19 protein-coding genes and 1 tRNA gene are annotated in these 21,923 nt (G+C 57.1%); 9 read left to right on the top strand and 11 right to left on the bottom strand.

Annotation, left to right across the window (positions count from 1 at the left end; all coding sequences use genetic code 11):
• The first annotated feature begins 75 nt into the window (after window positions 1-75).
• Both AC2FJZ_RS03895 and AC2FJZ_RS03890 read left to right on the top strand, forming a co-directional pair.
• Complete coding sequence (locus tag AC2FJZ_RS03895) at window positions 76-354, top strand: hypothetical protein (RefSeq protein ID WP_496776115.1); 279 nt, start codon at window positions 76-78, stop codon at window positions 352-354.
• Between the two features lie 142 nt (window positions 355-496).
• Window positions 497-3,004, top strand: coding sequence for a GcvT family protein (locus AC2FJZ_RS03890; RefSeq protein ID WP_496776114.1), 2,508 nt, complete (start codon window positions 497-499; stop codon window positions 3,002-3,004).
• 42 nt (window positions 3,005-3,046) lie between these two features.
• Here the strand turns inward: AC2FJZ_RS03890 and AC2FJZ_RS03885 are convergent, their stop codons facing one another.
• The 3 genes from AC2FJZ_RS03885 to AC2FJZ_RS03875 form a co-directional block, all read right to left on the bottom strand.
• A complete protein-coding gene (locus AC2FJZ_RS03885; protein WP_496776113.1) occupies window positions 3,047-3,382 on the bottom strand; it encodes a carboxymuconolactone decarboxylase family protein in 336 nt (111 codons plus the stop codon).
• A gap of 68 nt (window positions 3,383-3,450) precedes the next feature.
• A complete protein-coding gene (locus tag AC2FJZ_RS03880) occupies window positions 3,451-4,104 on the bottom strand; it encodes a DUF938 domain-containing protein (protein WP_496776112.1) in 654 nt (217 codons plus the stop codon).
• On the bottom strand, window positions 4,101-5,174 hold the full coding sequence (locus tag AC2FJZ_RS03875) for an NAD(P)/FAD-dependent oxidoreductase (RefSeq protein ID WP_496776111.1): 1,074 nt from the start codon (window positions 5,172-5,174) through the stop codon (window positions 4,101-4,103). Before AC2FJZ_RS03875 ends, AC2FJZ_RS03880 begins: the two co-directional genes overlap by 4 nt.
• Window positions 5,175-5,360: 186 nt before the next feature.
• On the opposite strand from AC2FJZ_RS03875, the gene AC2FJZ_RS03870 reads away from it, so the two are divergent.
• Together AC2FJZ_RS03870 and AC2FJZ_RS03865 are read left to right on the top strand one after the other, a co-directional pair.
• A complete protein-coding gene (locus AC2FJZ_RS03870) occupies window positions 5,361-5,765 on the top strand; it encodes a hypothetical protein (protein WP_496667986.1) in 405 nt (134 codons plus the stop codon).
• Window positions 5,762-6,994 carry an HlyD family secretion protein gene (locus tag AC2FJZ_RS03865; RefSeq protein WP_496776110.1) on the top strand — a complete coding sequence of 411 codons (1,233 nt, stop codon included), beginning with the start codon at window positions 5,762-5,764 and terminating at the stop codon, window positions 6,992-6,994. Before AC2FJZ_RS03870 ends, AC2FJZ_RS03865 begins: the two co-directional genes overlap by 4 nt.
• Window positions 6,995-7,052: 58 nt before the next feature.
• Here the strand turns inward: AC2FJZ_RS03865 and AC2FJZ_RS03860 are convergent, their stop codons facing one another.
• The 7 genes from AC2FJZ_RS03860 to AC2FJZ_RS03830 all read right to left on the bottom strand — a co-directional run bounded on the left by AC2FJZ_RS03860 (window position 7,053) and on the right by AC2FJZ_RS03830 (window position 14,933).
• Window positions 7,053-8,198 (bottom strand): iron-containing alcohol dehydrogenase, encoded by a 1,146-nt coding sequence (locus tag AC2FJZ_RS03860; protein ID WP_496776109.1) that lies wholly within the window; start codon window positions 8,196-8,198, stop codon window positions 7,053-7,055.
• Between the two features lie 68 nt (window positions 8,199-8,266).
• Window positions 8,267-9,649, bottom strand: a complete 1,383-nt coding sequence (locus AC2FJZ_RS03855) for an aldehyde dehydrogenase family protein (RefSeq protein WP_496776108.1) — start codon at window positions 9,647-9,649, stop codon at window positions 8,267-8,269.
• 94 nt (window positions 9,650-9,743) lie between these two features.
• Entirely contained in the window at window positions 9,744-11,096 is a 1,353-nt protein-coding gene (locus tag AC2FJZ_RS03850) for a glutamine synthetase family protein (RefSeq protein WP_496667692.1), read from the bottom strand.
• Window positions 11,097-11,188: 92 nt separating this feature from the next.
• Window positions 11,189-12,220: a TRAP transporter substrate-binding protein gene (locus AC2FJZ_RS03845; RefSeq protein ID WP_496776107.1), complete on the bottom strand. Its 1,032-nt coding sequence runs from the start codon at window positions 12,218-12,220 to the stop codon at window positions 11,189-11,191.
• 67 nt (window positions 12,221-12,287) lie between these two features.
• Window positions 12,288-13,613 (bottom strand): TRAP transporter large permease, encoded by a 1,326-nt coding sequence (locus AC2FJZ_RS03840; protein ID WP_496667694.1) that lies wholly within the window; start codon window positions 13,611-13,613, stop codon window positions 12,288-12,290.
• Entirely contained in the window at window positions 13,613-14,131 is a 519-nt protein-coding gene (locus AC2FJZ_RS03835; protein WP_496667695.1) for a TRAP transporter small permease subunit, read from the bottom strand. Before AC2FJZ_RS03835 ends, AC2FJZ_RS03840 begins: the two co-directional genes overlap by 1 nt.
• A 16-nt stretch (window positions 14,132-14,147) precedes the next feature.
• On the bottom strand, window positions 14,148-14,933 hold the full coding sequence (locus AC2FJZ_RS03830) for an N-formylglutamate amidohydrolase (RefSeq protein ID WP_496776106.1): 786 nt from the start codon (window positions 14,931-14,933) through the stop codon (window positions 14,148-14,150).
• 103 nt (window positions 14,934-15,036) lie between these two features.
• On the opposite strand from AC2FJZ_RS03830, the gene AC2FJZ_RS03825 reads away from it, so the two are divergent.
• The 5 genes from AC2FJZ_RS03825 (at window position 15,037) to AC2FJZ_RS03805 (ending at window position 21,021) form a co-directional block, all read left to right on the top strand.
• Complete coding sequence (locus AC2FJZ_RS03825; RefSeq protein WP_496776105.1) at window positions 15,037-15,909, top strand: MurR/RpiR family transcriptional regulator; 873 nt, start codon at window positions 15,037-15,039, stop codon at window positions 15,907-15,909.
• A gap of 105 nt (window positions 15,910-16,014) precedes the next feature.
• Window positions 16,015-16,088, top strand: a tRNA-Gly gene (locus tag AC2FJZ_RS03820).
• A gap of 127 nt (window positions 16,089-16,215) precedes the next feature.
• Window positions 16,216-18,036, top strand: a complete 1,821-nt coding sequence (locus tag AC2FJZ_RS03815; protein ID WP_496776104.1) for an ABC transporter transmembrane domain-containing protein — start codon at window positions 16,216-16,218, stop codon at window positions 18,034-18,036.
• Window positions 18,037-18,195: 159 nt separating this feature from the next.
• On the top strand, window positions 18,196-20,085 hold the full coding sequence (locus AC2FJZ_RS03810; RefSeq protein WP_496776103.1) for an acyl-CoA synthetase: 1,890 nt from the start codon (window positions 18,196-18,198) through the stop codon (window positions 20,083-20,085).
• A gap of 12 nt (window positions 20,086-20,097) precedes the next feature.
• Window positions 20,098-21,021, top strand: a complete 924-nt coding sequence (locus AC2FJZ_RS03805; protein ID WP_496776102.1) for an alpha/beta hydrolase — start codon at window positions 20,098-20,100, stop codon at window positions 21,019-21,021.
• A gap of 30 nt (window positions 21,022-21,051) precedes the next feature.
• On the opposite strand, the gene AC2FJZ_RS03800 is transcribed toward AC2FJZ_RS03805, so the two are convergent.
• A complete protein-coding gene (locus AC2FJZ_RS03800; RefSeq protein WP_496776101.1) occupies window positions 21,052-21,888 on the bottom strand; it encodes an alkaline phosphatase family protein in 837 nt (278 codons plus the stop codon).
• Window positions 21,889-21,923: the final 35 nt, after the last annotated feature.

Below are 21,923 nucleotides of genomic sequence, written 5' to 3'. Positions count from 1 at the left end.
ATCTGGTCGGTTTTGTGCCCTCAAAACGTCCACTTGTTCTGGATTCTTACAGCCGAATACAAACAGGTGGTCGACATGAGCGCGAAATATTTGGCAGGCCTTGTTACAATCTGCGGATTGGCGGTTGCAGGGCTTGACTATTATCAACAAGCCCAGGCATCGGAAAACGGACTGAATATGAAAGACTATTTGGCTTCTGTGTCGTCGCGCGCCGGATTCACGGACACCCTTGCTGAGGCAGAAGACCAAGTTTCCCAACCACAGGAACCAGCGGCGCAGAAACCCTCAGGCGAGGGCGGCAAATTGGTCTGCGTTACAGTCGGGACCAGCAAACGCTGCAGCTCTAGCGGGTGAACCAAGCGGCCAGACAGGTGATCTGCGACCTGCATTCGATGTTCGGGTCGTTTTTTTCCTATCACTGGTCGGATGAATGTCGCGCGTTGCCTCCTAAGTGCGCCATATGGTGTCAGCTGAATTCAAGGGGAGACGCCCGGTTATGAAAACCCAAGTCAAAGCATTGGTCGTTGGCGGTGGCGCCGTAGGGACCTCGATTGCCTATCATCTGGCCAAAGCGGGCTGGGATGATGTGATGTTGATCGAACGGGACGAGTTGACGTCCGGGTCCACCTGGCATGCGGCTGGCCTGCTGCCGCTGTTCAACATGTCTTATGCGACGACCCACATCCACAAGTATTCGGTCGACTTCTACAAGAAACTGGAAGCAGAAACCGGGCTGAATGCGGGCTTTGCCGTGGTTGGCAACCTGCGCATGGCTCAGACGCAAGAGCGCATGGATGAATATATGCTCTATGCGTCCACCGCCGAAACCTGCGATGTTGCTTATGAATGGTTGACCCCTGACCAAATCAAGGAACGCTGGCCGCTGATCGCGACCTCTGATCTGAAAGGTGCGATCTATCACACCGAGGATGGTTACATTAATCCCGCCGATGTGACGCAGGCCATGGCGAAGGGCGCGCGTCAGCGTGGCGTGGACATCGTGCGGAAAATGCAGGCCGATGCGTTCCATTGGAACGGTACTCATTGGGAAGTCACCTGCACCAAGATGGTCGAAAAGGGAGGCAACCTCGTTCCGTCCGATGAGCAGGTCGTGATCACTGCTGAGCATGTTGTAACCGCTTCCGGAAACCATGCGCAGCGCACGGCCAAAATGCTGGGCATCAAAATGCCCGCGATCCCGGTTGAGCATACGTTCATCGTCATGGACAAAGACCCCGAGTTGGTCAAATGGCGTGAAGCTGGTAACCCCGAACACCCCGTTGTGCGCGATGCTGACAACGAATCCTACGCGCGTGAAGAGCGCGGCGGCTGGATTCTGGGCATCTATGAACATGGCGCGCCTGCGCAGTTCGAACATGGCGTGCCGGACAGCTTCCGTGCCGACCTGTTCCCGCTGGACCTCGACCGCATCGCCGATCAGTACATGGCGATGGCCGAACGCGTGCCGTCCTGCGCCGAATCCGGTCTGAAAGACGATTTCAACGGCCCGATCTGCTACACCCCCGACGGCAACCCGCTGGTTGGCCCGGCTCCGGGCTTGCGCAACATGTGGCTGGCCGAAGGTTTCTCGTTCGGCATCACCGCTGCGGGCGGCACCGGCTATTATCTGGCACAGATGATGGTCGATGGCGAAGCCGAGATCGACATGGCCTCGCTGGACCCCAAACGCTACAGCAGCAACTGGATGACCACCGAGTTCGCTGCGCGCAAGAACGAAGAGTGCTATGAGCACGTCTACATTCTGCACCATCCCGACGAAGAGCGTGCAGCCTGCCGCCCGTTGCGGACTGTTCCGGCGTACGATCGTCAGAAAGCGCGCGGCGCACAGTTTGGCTGGGTCAATGGATGGGAGCGCCCGAACTATTTCGGTCCGCTGGATGCACCCGAAAATTTCGACCATGACGCCCGCTCGTTCCGCCGCGGTGGCTGGTGGCAGCATGCCGTTGACGAAGCCAAGTCGATCCGAGAAGGCGTTGGCCTGATCGACGCGTCGGCCTTCACCAAGCATGTCGTCAAAGGCCCCGGTGCGACCCAGTTCCTGGATTGGTTCACCTGCAACAAGCTGCCCAAGGTCGGTCGTATCAACCTGACCTACGCGCTGACCTCGCACGGCACCACCCGCACTGAATACACCATCGTCCGCAACGGCGAGAACAACTACTACATCGTCTCTGCCGGGGCATGGACTGAGTATGACGCCGACTTCCTGCGCAAGGCGGCCGAGGACAAGATGGAGGAGTTCGGTTACATCGAGATCCAGGATGTGACTACTCAGTGGGGCGTCTTCGCCATCGCCGGACCCAAGTCGCGTGACGTTCTGAAAGAGGTCATCAAGGACGCCGACCCGGAAACCGCATTGTCCAACAAACGCTTCCCATGGCTGTCGGCCCGTCAGATCGAACTGGGCATGTGCCCGGTCAACGCGATCCGCGTGGCCTATACCGGTGAGTTGGGTTGGGAACTGCATCACCCGATCGAGATGCAGAACTACTTGTTCGATCTGCTTGAAAAAGCAGGTGAGAAGCATGGTATGAAGCTGGTCGGTGCCCGCGCCCAGAACTGGCTGCGGCAGGAGAAATCCTATCGCGCCTTCGGCAACGAGTTGGGCCGCGATGCGAACCCGTTGGAAGCCGATCTGCCGCGCTTTATCGACCTGAACAAAGAGTTCCACGGCAAGGACAAGATGGTCGAGACCGGTGTGCGCGTGAAGTGTTGTACGCTGCTGATCGACGGACCGGACGATGCCGACCCGTGGGGCCGTGAGGTGCTGTATACCCCGGAAGGTGAGCGCGTTGGCCGTCTGACCTCGGGTGGGTATTCGGTGGCCTTCGAGAAGTCCATCGGCATGGGCTATGTGAAGCCTGAAATGGCCGTCGAAGGCACCAAGCTGAAGGTCAAGATGCTGGATAAGCTGTGGGACGCTGTTGTCACCTGCGACAGCCCCTACGATCCGAAAAACGAGGTCATCCGCAAGGACGGTTGATCAAAGAAAGGCCCCGGAAACTTCCGGGGCCTTTTCTGTTGGTTAGGCGGACAGTTCGTCAAAACATTCCAGCGCTTTGGCCGCGTACATCATGGCAGGTCCACCACCCATCTGAACGGCCATGGCCAATACGTCCGAAACCTCATCTCTCGTCGCACCTGCTTTGATCAGGGCTTCTGTGTGTAAGGTGATACAGGGCTCGCATCGGAGTGTGACCGACATGCCCAAAGCGATGAATTCCTTTGTTTTGTAGTCGAGCGTTCCGCCCTCTTTCACGGCCTTCCCTAGCGCCCCGAACGCGCGCGTTGCCTCTGGGATGGACCCGTTGAGATTACGGAGGCTCTTGCGGGTTGCCGTGAGTTTTTCTTGCCAGTGCATGTCTGCTGCCTTTCACATTTCGCAAATGGAATATGAAATAAGAAGCAGGGATATGACTTTGATCTCGATCAGGTCGCTGGTCGCGATGTGATGAATGCAAGATTGTTGGCGGGCATATCGACCGTATTCAGTACCGTCAGGCCGACATCCTCAAACAGGGCAATCATATCTGTGTCGTCTTTGTAGCCAATGTCCGGATCTTGCTGGGTGAGAGCTTCGTGAAATCTCTTGTCGCCTTCGCTTGTAAGTCGGCCCGAGCGCTTGAATGGTCCGTATAAGACAAATCGACCGGATGGCCCGAGCACTTTGGCAGTCTCGGCAATGATGGTTCGCGTTTCCCGCCAGCTGATCAAGTGTATCAGATTGATCAACAAGATCATGCTTTGTTCAGGGAACCGGACATGCCAGCCTGCGGTCGTGGCGTCCAGTTCTAGGGCACGCGCGACGTTCGGTAAGTCGCGCGTGTAGGCGTCGATGCTATCGCGTCGTTCTGGATCAATTTCCGTCGGCTGCCACTGGAGGCCGGGCAACAGGGCCGCGAAGGCCGCGATATGCTGACCGGTACCGCTGGCAATCTCTAACGCCTGTCCCTGGGACGGAGCCCAGTCACGCAGCAATCCGCACAAGGCGTCGGAGTTTCGCGATGCCGCCGGGGCCACCAGTTTGCCGTCTTCAGCCGAATTGGCAACGCTGGCAGAGGAGGGAAGTCTGCGTTTGATCATTGCTTCAACCTTTCTGGGGTCAACATGGCAACAATCCCAGCGTCAAGGGCAGGAGGAGCTCCTGTAACCATATCGCAAAGCAACTGAGACGCTGCAGGCGCGGTTTGAAAGCCATAGCCACCTTGTCCCGCGCTCCATATGAATGAAGGGTCCTGAGGGTCTCTTCCAAGTACCAAAGTTCCGTCTGGCGCAAAACTGCGCAACCCGGCCCAGTTTGTTTCGACCCGTGTGACCCTTTTGGTCATCAAAGCTTCGTAACGCGCCAGACCTTCTGCCAACACCATATCGTCGGCATAGGCATCCTGAGGCGGAACAGGGTCGGCTTCGGATGGCGAGACCAGAAGTTTCCCGGCATCGGGTTTGGCGTACCACGTTTCACCCACACCCAGCATCATGGGCCAGCCCGAAACATCATGGCCACCTGGGGCGGGCAATCGCGCCATGGACCGGCGGCGCGGGGTAATACCGATGGGCGGAAGTCCCGCAAGACCGGCGATTTCGTCCACCCACGCGCCGGCGGCGTTGACGAGGTTATGGGCCTCAAAACTCTGACCGGCGGTGACGATCCAATGCAAGTCTTTGCGGATGGCAGTGGCCCTGTGTTTGGTCGAAATCGTCCCGCCATTCTGCCGAATGGTTCGGGCAAAATCCTGCAACAAACGATCTGTATCGATGTCAAAAGCGGCTTCGCTGACAGCCGTAAAGCCCACCTGCTGGGGGTTCAGGATCGGAATGCGTGCAATGGCGTCAACTGTCGATATTTGCGCCATGTTCAGATCCCTGCAATCGGCAGCAAACAGATCTGACTGATCTCGCGCGCCGACCAACATCAATCCGCGCGGAGTCAGATAACCTCCGTTCTGCGAATGCAGGAAGGCAGCGCCTGCCTTGTTCAGAGCGACAACCGAAGGCGGTCCATAGCTTTCTTCAAACAGCGCCGCAGATCGGCCGGATGCGTGATAGCCTAGGGCGTCCTCGGCCTCGAGCACCATCACGGTTCCATGCTGCGACAGGCGCGCGCCAGCGCTGAGACCGGCGATGCCACCACCGATGATCAGAAAATCAATCATGGTTTGCGGGCGCCTCGGACGGGACGCGGCGAAGTTTTCTGGAATTGCATATTGGCCTGTGAGCCTTTCATTCGTTTTGCGTTTGTATTTCAAGACTATAAGCAGCCTTGAATTTACGCTTCAACCCGGTCAAAGAAGTATCAAAATATAAAGGAGGGTAAGGTGACTGCAGCAGACCTTCATCCAATGGCTACAGGGCATATTCCCCGATACGTTGTCGCAGCTGATGGAAGCGACTACCTTTTTTCAGCCATGATCGTCTTTTTTGTCGTTCTGGTGGTGTTGATTGGTGTTGGATACCTGACGCTCCACTCCGTGCCGGAAAAAATGGCTCATGAAAACAACCACCCGCAATTTCAATTGGTGGGTATTTTGGCGCTGCTCGCGCTGTTTACGCATAATGGACTGTTCTGGGTTGCCGCCATACTGGTCGCAGGGTTTCAGTTTCCGGACTTTGCCACACCGCTCAGAAACATTGCTGATGCCATTCGTTCTCTTGGTCGGGTCCAGGTGCCGGATCCGTTGCCTGAGGCAGTCGCACCGGCAGCGCCCGTTACAGAAGCTGGTGAAGCGCAGGAGCACAGCAAATGATCGAGACCATGCTCTGCGCCTTGATTACGGTGCTGCCCGATTATTTGTTCCGCCGGTTTGTACAGGGCAAACGTATAGGTCACGAAATCACCTTGTTTACCATGTGGTACGAACTGCGTTGGGGCCTGACGACATGCGCCATTCTGGCGCTGACCGTAATCACCACGCTGTTTTATTTCCACCCGGCCAGCAAAACGGCCGCGTCCTATTTCCGTACCGTCACGATCCTGCCGCAGCTGGGTGGGCGTGTTTCAGAGGTTTTCGTAAAGAACAACCAACTGGTCACGGCGGGTCAGCCGATATTCCGGATCGAGGATTTCAGCCAAACCGCGCAGGTTCAGGCGGCAAATGCACAGATAGCGCAGGTCCAGGCCTCGCTTAAAGTTGCCGAAACCGACCTGGCAGAGGCTGACGCTGGCATCGCTGGCGCGAAGGCGGCCCTTGCGCAGTCTCTCGAGGATCTGGAACGCAACACAACCTTGCGCGACGAAGGTTCGAGCGCTGTGCGGCTGGCCGAGATTGATAGGTTGGAAAACCTTGTTGCCGAGCGTGAGGCGCAGGTTGTCGCGGCTGAAGCCAAACGTGCAGCAGTTGAGCAGCAGATCGAAGAGCTGATCCCTGCCCAACTGGCCAGTGCGATTGCGCAACTGGACGCCGCGCAGACCGAGTTGGACAAAACAGTTATTCTCGCTGGTGTTACCGGACGGGTCGAACAGTTTAGCTTACAGGTCGGCGATTATGTAAGCCCATTGTTGCGCCCTGCCGGTATTCTGGTGCCGTCACATACCGGACATGACCGGTTCCAGGCTGCGTTCAACCAACTGTCCGCTCAGGTCATCAAACCGGGCATGATCGGTGAGTTGGGCTGCATGACCAAGCCGTTCACTGTAATCCCCACGGTCGTGGTCGAGGTGCAGGATGTGATCCCATCGGGACAGATCCGCCCGTCGGACGAGCTGCGCGATGTACAAACCAACAACCAACCCGGCTCGATTTTGGTCTATATGGAGCCGCTATACAAAGGTATGGCCGATGACATTCCTCCGGGCAGCAACTGTCTGGCCAATGTCTACACCGATAACCACGAGCGGCTGGAGCACGAGGAACTGGGCTTTTGGGAGGCTGCGTTCTTGCATGTGGTGGACACAATCGGTGTGGTTCACGCCGCAGGTCTGCGCCTGCGTTTGATCCTGATGCCGGTGAACACTTTGGTGCTGACCGGGCATTGATCCGGTCTTGGCAATTCAAACGCAAAGGGCCCGGCAGGTTTTGCCGGGCCCTTTGGTTTTAAAGCGCGGCCTTGAACAGCTGCGTCAGATTTTCTTTCGTCAACTCTATCGGGTTGCCCCCGCAAGAGGGATCGATAATCGCGCCTTCGACCAGTTCCGGGATTGCGGCCTCGGTCACGCCCAAGTCGGACAGGGTGCGCGGGATGCCGAGGCTGTCGTTGAACTCCTGCACAAAGGCACGGAAGCCGTCAAAGCCACCATCAATGCCCAGATAAGACGCGGCCTGCTGGAACCGGTCGGCGATGGCAGGGGCGTTGAACTCCAGCACAGCAGGCATACAAACCGCGTTGGTGGTTCCGTGGTGAGTGTTGAACACTGCCCCGATCGGGTGGCTCATCGCGTGGATGGCACCCAGCCCTTTCTGGAAGGCCGTCGCGCCCATGGCTGCTGCGCTCATCATCTGGGCGCGGGCCTCGATATCGGTGCCGTCGGCATAGGCGCGCGGCAGATATTCTTTCACCAGCCGCATCCCTTCCAGCGCAATGCCCTGGCTCATCGGGTGATAATGCGGGCTGGAATATGCCTCGACGCAGTGAGCAAAGGCGTCGAGACCCGTGCCTGCGGTGATGAACTTGGGCATCCCGACGGTGAGTTCAGGGTCGCAGATCACTACGGTTGGAAGAACCTTGGGGTGGAAAATGATCTTCTTCGCGTGGGTTTCCGAGTTGGTGATGACACTGGCACGCCCAACTTCCGATCCCGTCCCGGCGGTGGTCGGCACTGCGATGATCGGCGCGATCACTTCCGCGTCTGCGCGGGTCCACCAGTCGCCGATATCCTCAAAATCCCATACGGGCCGCGTCTGACCCGCCATGAAGGCGACCATCTTGCCCAGATCCAACCCCGAGCCTCCGCCAAAAGCGATCACACCGTCATGGCCGCCCGCATTGTAGGCAGCAACCCCGGCGTCGAGGTTCCTTTCGTTCGGGTTGGGATCCACATCGCTGAATAGCCCACGACCCAGTCCTGCGGCCTCCATGATGTCCAAGGTTGCGGCGGTGATCGGCAGATCTGCAAGCCCCTTGTCCGTGACAAGCAGGGGTTTTTTCATCCCGGCGGCAGCGCAGGCTTCAGGCAGTTCCTTGATGCGTCCGGCGCCGAATTTGATTGCGGTCGGATAGGACCAGTTTCCAACAAGTGACATGTCAGGTTTCCTTTGTGATTTGAGGTCTGCTTGGGGGGAGGGGGTCAAACCCGAGCAGACCATCGTCCTTAGCCCGTGACCTTCTTCAGGTGATAGGATTTGGGACGGGTTAGGTTGTGATAGCCAATGACCGAAAGGCCGCCGCCGCGCCCGGTGTTCTTGCAGCCGGTCCAGCACAGACCAGGGTCTAGATAATCCGCCCGATTCATGAATACAGTGCCGGTCTCGATCTGATCGCCCACCCGCGCCGCACGATCCACATCGCGGGTCCACAGGCTGGCGGTCAGGCCAAACTCGCTGTCATTCATCAGTTGAATGGCTTCTTCATCCGAAGACACTTTCATGATGCCCACAACCGGCCCAAAGCTCTCATCCCGCATCACCCGCATGTCATGAGCCACATTGGTCAGAATCTGTGGCGTCAGGTAGGCGCCACCATCGTCTTCAGCAAAGGTGTCGATATGTGCGACCGCACCGGCCTCAACAGCCTCGGCAATCTGCGCGCGCACTTCTTTGGCAAAACGTACATTTGCCATCGGACCAATCGTCGTCTCGGTATTCAGCGGATCGCCCAACTTGTAGCTGTTTACAATCTCAACTGCCTTGGCGACAAAATCATCAAAGAGGCTTTCGTGGACGTAAATGCGCTCGATCCCACAGCAACATTGGCCCGAGTTGAACATTGCTCCGTCGATCAACGTATCGACGGCTGCGTCCAGATCCGCGTCCTCCATGACATAACCCGGGTCTTTGCCACCCAGCTCGGTGCCTACGCCGGTAAACGTACCAGCCGCCGCATGTTCCATCGCCTGGCCACCGCCGACCGAGCCAGTGAAGTTCACAAAATCAAACGCATTGCCCGCAATCAGGTCATTGGTGACGTCATGGCTCAGGAACACGTTCTGAAACACGTCCTCAGGCACACCTGCCGAATGGAACGCCTGTTCCATACGCTGACCTACCAGCAGCGTCTGCGTGGCATGTTTCAGGATCACAGTATTCCCCGCGATCAGCGCCGGTGCGACCGTGTTTATGGCGGTCATATAGGGGTAGTTCCACGGTGCCACGACAAACACCACCCCATGCGGAATGCGCTTGATGTAACGCTTGAACGTCTCATCTTCGCTCACCGCGATATCAGCCAGAGAAGCCTCAGCGATTTCGGCCATATGGCTGGCGCGCTCGTTGAAACCACCAAACTCACCGCCATAGCGCACCGGGCGACCCATCATATGCGCCAGCTCGGGCACGATCTCGTCATTCATCGCGCCAACAGCAGCCACGCCCGCCATGACAAGATCAATCCGCTCCTGCAGGGGCCGCGCCGCCCAATCTGCCTGAGCGGCGCGCGCCCGGTCTGCAACCTCAAACGCCGCGTCCCGAGACAACACTTCTCGTTCCGCAAAAACCGATCCATCGATCGGTGAGACACATTTCAACATCTGCCCCATATCCACTCCATTTCCGAAAGAAACAGGATCCCTGCTTCATCTGGCCAAAAATATCTCGGGGGTCTGGGGGCAGAGCCCCCAACCTGGCCCGACCTCAAGCCCGTTCAAACCCGCGAGCAACTTCCCAATCGGTCACTACACGCTCGAACTCTTCGATCTCGACCTCTGCTGCGCGGGCGTAGTGATCGACAACGTCATCGCCCATGGCCTCCCGTAACATGGCCGAGCCATGCAGCGCATCCCGTGCCGCACGCAGGTTGCCGGGGATCATGCCGGTCTCGCCCTGATAGACGTCGCCGGTGGTGGGCGGCTGCAACTCCAGCCCTTCCTCGATCCCTGCAATCCCAGCAGCCAGCATTCCGGCCATCGCCAGATAGGGGTTCATGTCCGAACCTGGAATCCGGCACTCGACCCGAACCGCCTTGGTGCCATCCCCACATAGGCGGAAACCGGCGGTGCGGTTGTCGACCGACCAGATGATCCGCGTCGGTGCAAAGGTGCCCTTCATGAAGCGTTTGTAGCTGTTGATGTAGGGCGCCATGAAACAGGTATAATCAGGGGCGTATTTCAGCAGACCGGCCATGTAGCTTTTCATCAGCGCTGACATGCCCAACGCGTCGTCCGCGTCATAGAACGCAGGCTTGCCATCGGCCCACAGTGACTGATGCACATGGGACGAGCTGCCCACCTTATCATGGTGCCATTTTGGCAGGAAAGTCGCGGCATGGCCGTGCTGCCATGCAATCTCCTTGATCGCGTTTTTTGCGATCGAGTGATACTCGGCGGTATCCATTGCCGGGGCGTATTTGATGTTCAGCTCTTCCTGTCCGGTTTCGGCCTCGCCCTTCGAGTTCTCAACCGGTATGCCCGCGTCCCACAGGTGATTCCGGATCGGGCGCATCACATGCTCTTCTTTGGTGGTTTGAAGAATATGATAGTCTTCGTTGTAGCCCGAGATCGGTTCCAGATCGCGGAAGCCCTCCTTGCGGATCTGGTCAAAGCTCTTCTCGAACAGGAAAAACTCCAATTCCGTCGCGGTCATCGCGTCGTAGCCCATGGCTTTCAAGCGTTTGACCTGTTTTTTCAGGATCGAACGCGGTGCGTGTGGCACCTCTTCATGCGTATGGTGATCCAGCACATCGCACATTACCATGACCGTGCCCTCAAGCCATGGAACCGGGCGCAACGTATCAAGGTCGGGTTTCATGACATAGTCACCATAGCCGCGCTCCCAACTGGTGGAGGCATAACCGTCGGGCGTCGCCATTTCCAGATCAGTGGCCAACAGATAGTTGCAACAATGTGTCTCTTCCCATGCGCTGGCCACGAAATGGCCTGCGTGAAAGCGTTTGCCCATCAAACGGCCCTGCATATCGACCATGCAGACCAAAACCGTGTCCACCGATCCCTCGGATACCTGCGTTTTCAGATGTTCGAACGTGAGCATGTGCCACCTTTGTCTTTGCCGAATTGAGTTTTCGGCCATTCGTCCTGATAGACCTGCCCCCACGAAAGGGGCAGGTTGAGTATGCAGTTTTCTTAACCGTAGCGATAAGGCCGACCGGCCTTTTGCATGTCGGCATTGTATTGTTTGAAGATTTCGACAACTTTCGCTTTTGTCTCAGACTCGGCCGCAATCTCGTCCCAGAATTTGACGGCCGCGTCCTCGACGGTTGCCCATTCACCATCCGGGATTGTGGTCAACTTCAGCTTGTCGCCATTCACGCGCAATGAGGCTTCTCCGCCCCAATACCACCACTGGCGGTAATAATGCGACTGGTCGGTGCAGACCTTGAACAGTGTTTTTAGATCTTCCGGCAATTCATTCCAACGGTCCATGTTGGCGAAGAAGTGACCCGCCCAAGCGCCCGACACATTGTTGGTCAGGAAGTAGTTGGTCACATCTGCCCAGCCCACGGTGTAGTCTTCGGTAATGCCCGACCAGGCGATCCCGTCCAATTCACCTGTCTGAACCGCAACTTCGATATCTTCCCAAGGCAGGGTCACCGGTACAACACCGAACTGTGTCAGGAACCTGCCTGCGGTCGGGAAGGTAAAGATGCGCTTACCCTGCAGATCAGCAAGCGAGTTGATCGGATCTTTGGTCGCAAAGTGGCAAGGGTCCCATGCACCGGCCGAGATGTGTTTAACGCCGACTGCCGAATATTGCTCGTCCCAGATTTCATTCAGGCCGTACTGGTTGAACAGAACCGGCACGTCCAATGAGTAACGCGATGCGAAGGGGAAATACCCACCAAACACCGTGACTTCGGTGGGCGAGGCCATCGAGTCATCGTCTGACTGTACCGCATCAATTGTACCGCGTTGCATTGCGCGGAACAACTCGCCCGTGGGCACAAGCTGGTCTGCGTAGAACAGCTCGATCTGCATCCGGTCACCGGCGATGTCATTGAACATCTTGATGGCTGGATCGATCACGTGTTCTGCCAATGCCGGACCTGCATATGTTTGCATCCGCCACGTTATCTTCGATTGCGCCAATGCAGGCGTCGCCAGCGCAGCAGCGGGGGCCGCTGCGGCACCTTTCAGAAATGTACGTCTGTTCGTCATTCTCTCTCTCCGTTGGTCAGTTTCAGCAATGCGGGGGATACCCGCGATGCCCCGGTTTGGTCCGGGATCATTTGTTGTAGACAAATTCTGGCAGCCACAGCGCGATCTGCGGGAAGGTCATGATGATAGCCAGTGCAAGCGTCATCACCATCACGAAAGGCAGGATTGACCCGTAAATGTCGCGCAGCGAAATCTCTGGTGGCGCCATCGCGCGCATCAGGAACAGGTTATAGCCGAAGGGTGGGGTCATATAAGCGATCTGGGTCGTGATCGTATAAAGCACGCCGTACCAGATCAGATCGAACCCCAATGCCCCGACCAGCGGCACATACAACGGTGCGACGATGACCAGCATGGCCGTGTCGTCCAGGAAAGTACCCATCAGGATAAAGCTGAGCTGCATGAAGATCAGGATCACCCACGGGTTCAGACCCAAACGTTCGGTGAACAGGTTCTCGATGGCGCGCACCGCGCCCAGCCCGTCGAACACGGCGCCAAAAGCCAACGCAGCGAGGATGATCCACATGAACATGCAGGTGATGCCCAGTGTCGAGCGCACCGATGTCTCGAACACTTCGCGCGTCATACGGCCTTTCAGGATTGCGGCCGCAAAAGCGGTCAATGCGCCGATGGCCGAGCTTTCCACCAATGAGGTCCAACCGTTCACAAACGGCACCATCATCGCGGCGAAAATTCCCAAAGGTAGCAAGCCTGCACGCAACAGGCGCATTTTCTCTGCCATTGGCACGTCGCGCTCTTCCGCCGAGAGCGCCGGTCCCAATGCCGGGTTAATCCGGCAGCGGATCACGATATACAGGATGAACATTGCAGCCATCATCAGCCCCGGCAGCAACCCAGCCAACCAAAGCTGGCCAACCGGCTGGCGCGCGATCATCGCATATAGAACCAGCACAACGGAGGGTGGCACGAGGATACCCAGCGATGAACCGGCTTGTATCACCCCGGTTACCATCTTCTTGTCATACCCACGTTTCAGCAATTCAGGCAGCGCAATAGTCGCGCCAATGGCCATTCCGGCAACGCTCAACCCGTTCATGGCCGAGATCAAAACCATCAGACCAATGGTGCCGATGGCGAGACCGCCGTTCAAACCGCCCATCCAGACGTGGAACATCTTGTATAAATCGTCTGCGATTTTGGATTCTGCCAGCACATACCCCATGAAAATGAACATCGGCAGCGTCAGCAGCGGGTACCATTTCATCAGCTTCATGGCGGCGGAAAAGCCGATGTCATAACCACCGCGATCCCCCCACAGGAACAGGGCGGCCATGACGGCAACAAAGCCGATGGCCCCAAACACCCGCTGCCCGGTCAGCAGCATCAGCATCATGGTCGAGAACATCAAGATGGCGATCATTTCGTAAGACATCAAATCACCTCGCGCGGGATGTCATCGCCCTTGAGGCGCAAAATATCTTTGAACAGTTCCGAGATGGCCTGAAGCAACATCAGGAACAGCCCCACGACCATGATCACCTTGATTGGCCAGAGGTACGGACGCCACGCGGTTGGGCTGCGTTCACCATATTGCAGCGAATAGCTCAGCGAGTCGTATCCGCCGTAGATCATCACACCGAGATAGACGATCAGAAAGAACACTGTGATCGCGTCGGTCCAGGCCCTGCGGCGATCGGACCATTCACTGTAAAGCAGGTCCATGCGGACGTTTGACCCCATCTGGATCGAATAGGGGCCGCCCAGAATGTAATAGGCGACCATCGCGAACTGGGCCATTTCCAGTGTCCATAGCGACGGAAGAAAGAAGGTTTTCGAGATCGAAGACCAGAGCAGAATGCCCATCATGACGAAAATGCCATACATGACCACGCGCCCGATCCAGCGGTTCGCGCGGTCAATGACCGCCACATATCCCCGCATGAAATTCATTTCGATACCCGTGTTCTCATGATTTTACGCCTGTGCCTGGAAGGGCGGTGATGACTGATTGCAGGATCGGCGCCAGCAGACCTGCCATGCGGTTCACGCCTTTTGGTGTGTCGATCAGGTCATTGCGAACCTCGATCATGACGTTCGGAAGCCCGCGTTTGATCGCATGTTCCCGCAACGTATGCGTGACACCGTCAGTCGCCGAATACGGCTCGTTCAGCGCAACGCGCAGCCCGGACCCCTGCGCCTGTTGCAGCATGATCTGGGCCGCACGGTTGTCTTCGTCGTGCAGAATGCCCAGTTCCACCGTCCTTCTCTGTCCTTTGTAGACCGGAGTGAAGCTGTGAATGGTGACGACAATCGGCGGTTCGCTTCTCGCGTCCAGTGTGGATGACAGCAACTGCCGGAACGGTTCGTACACATCATGAACCCGCTGGGCACGCTGGGCCGCCGTCAGGTTTGCGTTGCCGGGAACCGAGAACACTTCGCTAAGTTGCGGCATCGCATCTTCGCGTTCCGGTGGACGGTTGCAGTCGTAGACAAGGCGACTGACACGGGAATGCACCAATGGTGCGTCCAGCGCTCCCATCAACTCAACCGAAAGCTCTAAGGCGCCGATGTCCCATGCCGCATGAGACCGTGCTGCATCCTCATCCAGGCCCAGACCGTTCAAAGCAGCCGGGATGAAACGGCTGGCATGTTCGCACACCAAAACCGCAGGCGCGCGGCCTTGTGCATTAAGCACACGGGCGGCCGGGGCTTCTGTCGGTTGTAGCAGTGATGACTCGGTCTCGTGAAGCATAGGTAGCATTTGTTACAGCAATTTCCCACCTGTCAAGAAAATTACTGTAGACAAAATTACAAACGAGAATACTCTGTAACAAATTTAAGAAGAGAGGGCATCGATGGCCACCGTTGTGAAGCTCGTCAAACAGCGGATTCAGGATGAACTGGACGAACTGACCCGGTCAGAGCGCCAGTTGGCATCTATCCTGTTGCAGGACTATCCGATGGCAGGGTTGCAATCGATCACCAAGCTGGCGGCTGCGGCTCAGGTCTCGACGCCGACGGTTATTCGCATGGCGCGCAAATTGGGATTCGATGGGTTTCCGGATTTGCAGGATGCGCTGCGCGAAGAAGTGGCCGCGCAGATCAAGAAACCGATCTCGAAACGGGATGCCTGGGTCGTCGATGACGAGGCCGAACACCCGACAACCCGCTTTGCGCAAGCCGTATGGACAAACATGCGCCACACTCTGGAGCGTCTGGACAAAGGGATGTTTGACACCGTTGCCCAGCTGTTGGCCGAGACGGATCGGCATCTCTATGTGGTGGGTGGCCGTATCACCCGATCCAACGCGGATTACCTGTTCAATCACATGCAGATCATCCGGCCCAATGTGACGATGCTGGGCAATTCGGCCAATGTGTGGCCGCAATACCTTTTGGATATGGACGCGTCCTCTGTTCTGGTGATCTTCGACATCCGCCGGTACGAAGCGCATTTGGAAAAACTGGCGCAAGTCGCTTCGAGCCGGGGCGTGACGGTTGTTTTGTTTACGGATCAATGGGGCTCACCAATCGGAAAGACCGCCAATTACACCTTCCACGCTTTGGTCGAGGCCCCTTCAAGCTGGGATTCGACGATAGCACTGCAACTGATTTCCGAAACTCTGATTGCCGAAGTGCAGGAGGCGCGGTGGGAGGAAAGCAAGGAGCGGATCGAGGAACTGGAGCAGTTTTTTTCGTCGACCCGGATATTCCGCAATCAGGATTGATCGGTCGAATCTGACTAAGCGCTGTGGTGCAAAAACGGTGGCACAAAATTTGCCACTTCCTGCTTGACGCGCCCGGGTGCATGACTTAACCAACGCAAACCATTTGCGGGTATAGCTTAATGGTAAAGCCCCTGCCTTCCAAGCAGGCTATGTCGGTTCGATTCCGTCTACCCGCTCCAAACTCTCCAACTTTCTGCGTCAAATGGCCCTTTCGGGTCGCTGATCCTTATCGTGATGCTTGACCACAAGGGCGGCTGAGGCCAAGAAAGCTGTCACTTTCTAGCGTTCAATCCATAAGGGCCCGACATGGCAAGACAGACCGCCAACAAACCAGCACCAGCCGCTGCACCCGGTGCCAGCGAAGAGCGGGCCCGCTCAAAGAAAATAGGGGTGCTGGCCTCGCTGTGGCCATTCATGAAGCCCTACAAGCTTTTGATGATTGGCGCGACACTGGCGTTGATTCTGACTGCAAGCATGACGCTGACTCTGCCACTGGCGGTCCGGCGCGTGATCGACAACTTTCGCATTCAGGATGGCGAGCTGTTGGATTGGTACTTTCTGGCCGCACTCGTCATTGCCGCTGTTTTGGCTGTGGGTACCGGCATTCGATATGCGCTGGTGACGCGCTTGGGTGAACGCGTGGTCGTTGATATTCGCAAGGCCGTGTTCGATCGCGTGATCGCGATGAGTCCGGAATTCTATGAACGCATCATGACGGGTGAGGTTCTCAGCCGGATCACAACGGACACAACCCTGATTCAATCGGTTCTTGGGTCTTCGGTGTCTATCGCGCTGCGCAATATGCTGTTGTTCTTCGGTGGGCTTGTGCTGATGCTGTTGACCTCGGCCAAGTTGACCGGTTTGGTCCTGTTGCTTATCCCGATTGTCATTGTTCCGATTCTGGTTCTGGGTCGCCGTCTGCGCGTGATCAGCCGGGAAAATCAGGATTGGATCGCGGCGTCTTCCGGCAATGCCGGGGAAGCTTTGGGTGCGGTGCAGACCGTGCAGGCCTTTACCCATGAGCAGGCCAGCCGCCAGCGATTTGGTGAGATGACAGAGACTTCATATGAGGTCTCGTTGCACCGCATTCAAACCCGCGCTGTCCTGACGGTCATTGTGATCTTTCTGGTCTTTTCGGGCATCGTTGGTGTCCTGTGGATGGGTGCAATTGACGTGCGCAACGGTGTGATGACCGAAGGTGTGCTGGTGCAGTTCGTGATCTATTCGATCATCATGGCAGGTTCGGTCGCGGCCCTGTCCGAGATCTGGAGTGAAATTCAGCGTGCTGCTGGTGCCACTGAGCGTTTGGTTGAGCTTCTGAATGCCCAAGACACCGTGACCGATCCCGCCAAGCCCGTAATCCTGCCCAAAGACCTCAAAGGTGAAATCCGGTTCGAAGATGTCAGTTTCCGTTACCCCGCGCGGCCCGATACCGTCGCGCTGGATCATCTGTCGCTGCAGGTCAATCCGGGTGAAACGGTGGCCTTTGTCGGACCGTCCGGCGCAGGCAAGACGACCGTCATTCAATTGATCCAGCGTTTCTATGATCCCAATTCGGGCCGGGTCACGCTGGATGGTCACGACCTGCAAGAACTGGGGCGGGCAGATTTCCGAACGCATATGGCGCTGGTCCCGCAAGACCCAGTAATCTTTGCGGCTTCTGCCCGTGAAAACATCCGTTTCGGTCGTCTGGATGCGACTGACGCCGAAGTTGAAGCCGCAGCTCGCACTGCCGCCGCACATGATTTCATTGCGGCCTTGCCTGAAGGATATGACAGTTTTGTGGGGGAACGCGGTGTCATGTTGTCCGGTGGTCAGAAGCAACGTATCGCCATTGCGCGTGCCATCCTGCGCGACGCACCAGTACTGCTGCTGGACGAGGCAACCTCGGCCCTGGATGCGGAAAGCGAACGCGCGGTACAGGGCGCGGTGGACCAGATGCGCGCCGGACGCACGACCCTGATCGTTGCGCATAGATTGGCAACCGTGAAGAAGGCCGACCGCATCGTCGTATTGGAAGAAGGGCGTATTGTGGCGCAGGGCAGCCATGACGATCTGGTCTCTCAAGACGGGCTGTACGCACGGCTTGCACGGCTGCAATTTACCGATGGCGTTGCTGCCGAATAGAAGTGACGCACGGGCATTAACCCTTTCGCCGTAGCGTCATTCTACATTTTACCCACTGTCACAGCTAAGCCCTCGCTTGCGCGGGCTTAGTTTTACTTCCATCTTGGAGGCGAACAACAAGCCCGCGCAAATGCGGGAGAAAATAACGGGAGGAACCACATGGCCTTTGTGGGATTGGAAGACAAAACGCGCATGGAACAGGAAATGTCGTGGGAGGATCGGGATTTGCCCGTCACCTTCCATCAACTCTTGTCGCGCACGGCAGATAAGTTTCCCAACCACAATGCCATCAGTTTTCAACTGCTTTCGGGACCAACCGACAAGGCCGAGACACTGACTTGGTCGCAATTGCAGGGCAAGGTAAACCAGGCGGCGAACCTGTTCCGGTCGCTGGGCATTGGCGAAAAGGATGTGGTGGCCTATGTGCTGCCCAACTGTAACGAGACGCTGGTTACGATGATGGGCGGCGCGGTTGCAGGGATCGTCAACCCGATTAACCCGTTGCTTGAGCCGGAACAGATCGCGGCCATCCTGCGTGAGACCGGCGCCAAGGTTGTAGTGACGCTGAAATCTTTCCCAAAAACGGATGTCGCCCAGAAGGTTGAAGAGGCTGTTCGCCACGCGCCCAAGGTCAACACCATTCTGGAAATCGACCTGAACCTCTATCTGACACCGCCCAAATCCTGGTTGGTGCCTTTTCTGCGCCCCAAGATGGGTGACAAGGAAAAACTGGCTCATGCGAATTACAAGAACTTTAACAAAGAGCTGGCCAAGCAGCCGACGACGCTGACATTCGAAGACAGTAAGGAAGACCGCGTTGCGTGTTACTTCCACACCGGCGGCACGACGGGCATGCCAAAAGTGGCGCAGCACAAGTATTCCGGCCTCGTCTATAACGGCTGGCTGGGTCATACGCTGTTGTTTGACGAAAATGACGTCATCATGTGCCCGCTGCCCATGTTCCATGTCTTTGCGGTACATGTGATTATGATGGCGGCGGTGTCCTCGGGCGCGCATGTGATCTTCCCGACACCGGCCGGGTATCGTGGCGACGGCGTTTTCGACAATTTCTGGAAGCTGATCGAACGCTGGAAAGTGACATTTATCATCACTGTTCCTACGGCGATTTCAGCCAAGATGCAGCGTCCGGTCGATGCTGATATCTCCAGCGTGAAAACGGCCTTCTCGGGCTCCGCCCCGCTGCCGGTCGAACTGTTCCGTCGCTTTGAAGACGCCACGGGCGTCACCATCGTTGAAGGCTATGGCCTGACCGAGGCCACCTGTCTTGTGTCGTGCAATCCCGTGGACGGTGAGAAAAAGATCGGCTCAATCGGCATTCCGTTCCCATATACGGACGTGAAAATTCTTCAGGGTGGGCCGGATGGGCCGGTCGAATGCGGCACCGATCAAATCGGTGAAATCTGCATCTCGAACCCGGGCGTCTATGCCGGCAATACTTACACCGAGGCTGACAAGAACGTAGATCTTTATTACTTTGAAAAGTACCTGCGCACAGGTGATCTGGGGCGGTTCGACGAAGACGGATACCTTTGGATCACGGGTCGTGCCAAGGACCTGATCATTCGGGGCGGCCACAACATCGACCCGGCCGAGATCGAAGAGGCACTGCTGGGCCACGAGGCTGTCGCTTTTGCCGGGGCCATTGGCCAGCCCGACGCGCATTCTGGCGAAGTGCCCTGTGCGTTCGTTGAACTGGTCGACGGGGCCTCGGTCACGGAAAAAGAGCTGATGGAGTACTGCAAAGTTCATGTGCATGAGCGCGCGGCGCAGCCCAAGCATATGACCATTCTGGACGAGTTGCCGAAAACTGCAGTGGGCAAAGTCTTTAAACCCGATCTGCGCAAGCAGGCCATCACGCGCATCTACAACAGAGCACTTGAGTCTGCGGATGTTGCAGCGCGGGTGGTCTCGGTGATCGACGATAAAAAACGCGGCCTTGTCGCGCAGCTTGACGCGAACGGATCTTCGGAAGACGATGTCTCAAAAGTGCTGGGTGCTTATACCCAGCCGTGGGAGTGGTCTGAGTAAGCCGGAGGGACAATGGACTATGAACGCCTGATTGATGAGGAAACCTGGGCGTTCATACGTCGTACGGCTGAAAGCTATCCTGATGATGCGGTTGATCTTTCAATCGAGGATCAACGCCGCGTCTACGACACCATGTGTCAGGATTTCCGCCAACCGCGCCCCAAGGAAGTGGAAACACAGGACAAGACCGCGGATGGTGTTCCGGTCCGTATCTATAGCGCCGGGCAACCCACACGCACTGTCGTCTACTTTCATGGCGGCGGGTTTGTTGTGGGCGGGCTGGACAGCCATGATGACGTTTGCGCTGAACTGTGCGCGCAGACCGGCTACCGAGTGGTGGCGGTTGACTACAGGCTGTGCCCCGAACACGTGCATCCGGCGCAATTTCAGGATTGTTGGGCGGCTGTGAATTGGGCCGCGGCTGAGTTTGGAGACCCGCTTGTTTTGGCCGGGGACAGTGCCGGAGGGAACCTGGCCGCCGCCGTTGCACATCAAACGCGGGGACGGCTTGAGGGCATTCTGGGGCAAGTGCTGATCTATCCCGGGCTTGGAGGGGACCGTAGCCAAGGCTCGTATCTTGAACACGCCCACGCCCCTTTGCTGACGCTGGACGATGTCATTTTCTATGAATCTGTTCGGTGTTCAGGTGACCACCCGCAGGGTGATCCGACCTATGCCCCTTTGCAGGACAGTGATTTTTCTGAACTTCCGTCGACCGTGGTTATCACCGCTGATTGCGATCCGTTGCGCGATGACGGGCAGGTCTATTGCGGGCGCGTTATCGCGGCGGGCGGCCAGGCGCACTGGATCAACGAGCCTGGCCTTGTACACGGCTACCTGCGCGCCCGGACCTCGGTCAAACGCGCAGCAGAAAGCTTCGAACGTATTTCGGTTGCCATCGAGGCACTGGGGCAGGGGATCTGGTCTTACGATTAAGCCATTTGCAGCCACGAACGTGGACGCATCCTACCGCAAGAACACTTCACCCTTCATTGTCTCGGCAACAGGTGCGCCCATGCGCTTCAGAATCGTTGGGGCCAGTTGCAGCTGGTCGATTATGGTGTCTGCATCCGGCCCTTCGGCGTCACCAAAGTAGTACAGTGCTGTTTCCTGTTGCAGCGGGCCGCGCCCACCGTGATGGCCGCGTTCGTCCTGACCGTGATCGGCAGTTACGATGACCTCATATCCCAGTTGACGCCAGCGGGTAATGAAAGGGGCCAGCATCTCGTCCGCGACAAAACAGGCGTGGTCCATCTCTTCGCAGTCATGGTAGAAGCGGTGGCCCATGCTGTCCAATGTACAGGTGTGCAGAATGCCGTAGTTCAGACCGAAGCGCAGGCACAGATTGGTAAGTGTACCATACAGGTCGACATCAGACGGCGTCATCTGATTGTCTTTGCCATAGCCGGTCATGCTGTAAAAACGACCATGGTTGATGGTCATGCTCTCTGGTTCATCATATTCGATGTCGCGCACGTAGTCGAACGGGTGACGGTTGAAGAACTGCGACCAGTAGCTGTGGGTAACGGCCCCGGTCACGCCACCGGCCTCTCGCACCTGGCTAAACACGTCCTTGTGGCTCAGTCGGAAAACATTGCCGTTGCCGGTGCAACCGTGCTCCTGAGGCGTCACACCGGTATGGATCGATGCATAACAACTAGCCGATATCGACGGCAGCACTGCGCGCAGCTTCCAAACGCGTGCGTCGCCGCTGTCGACCCAGCCTTCGAGATTACCGAACAGGCGGCGAAAGTTGCGATAGGGGACGCCGTCCAGAATGATGAGGAGAAGCTTACGGTCCATGTCGAGGCCCTTCGAGAGTCATTGTTTTCAGGCGA

Source organism: Ruegeria sp. CDSA079, from assembly GCF_059612245.1.
Note: the sequence above shows the minus strand (reverse complement) of the source record. Positions and strands in the feature narration are given on the sequence as shown.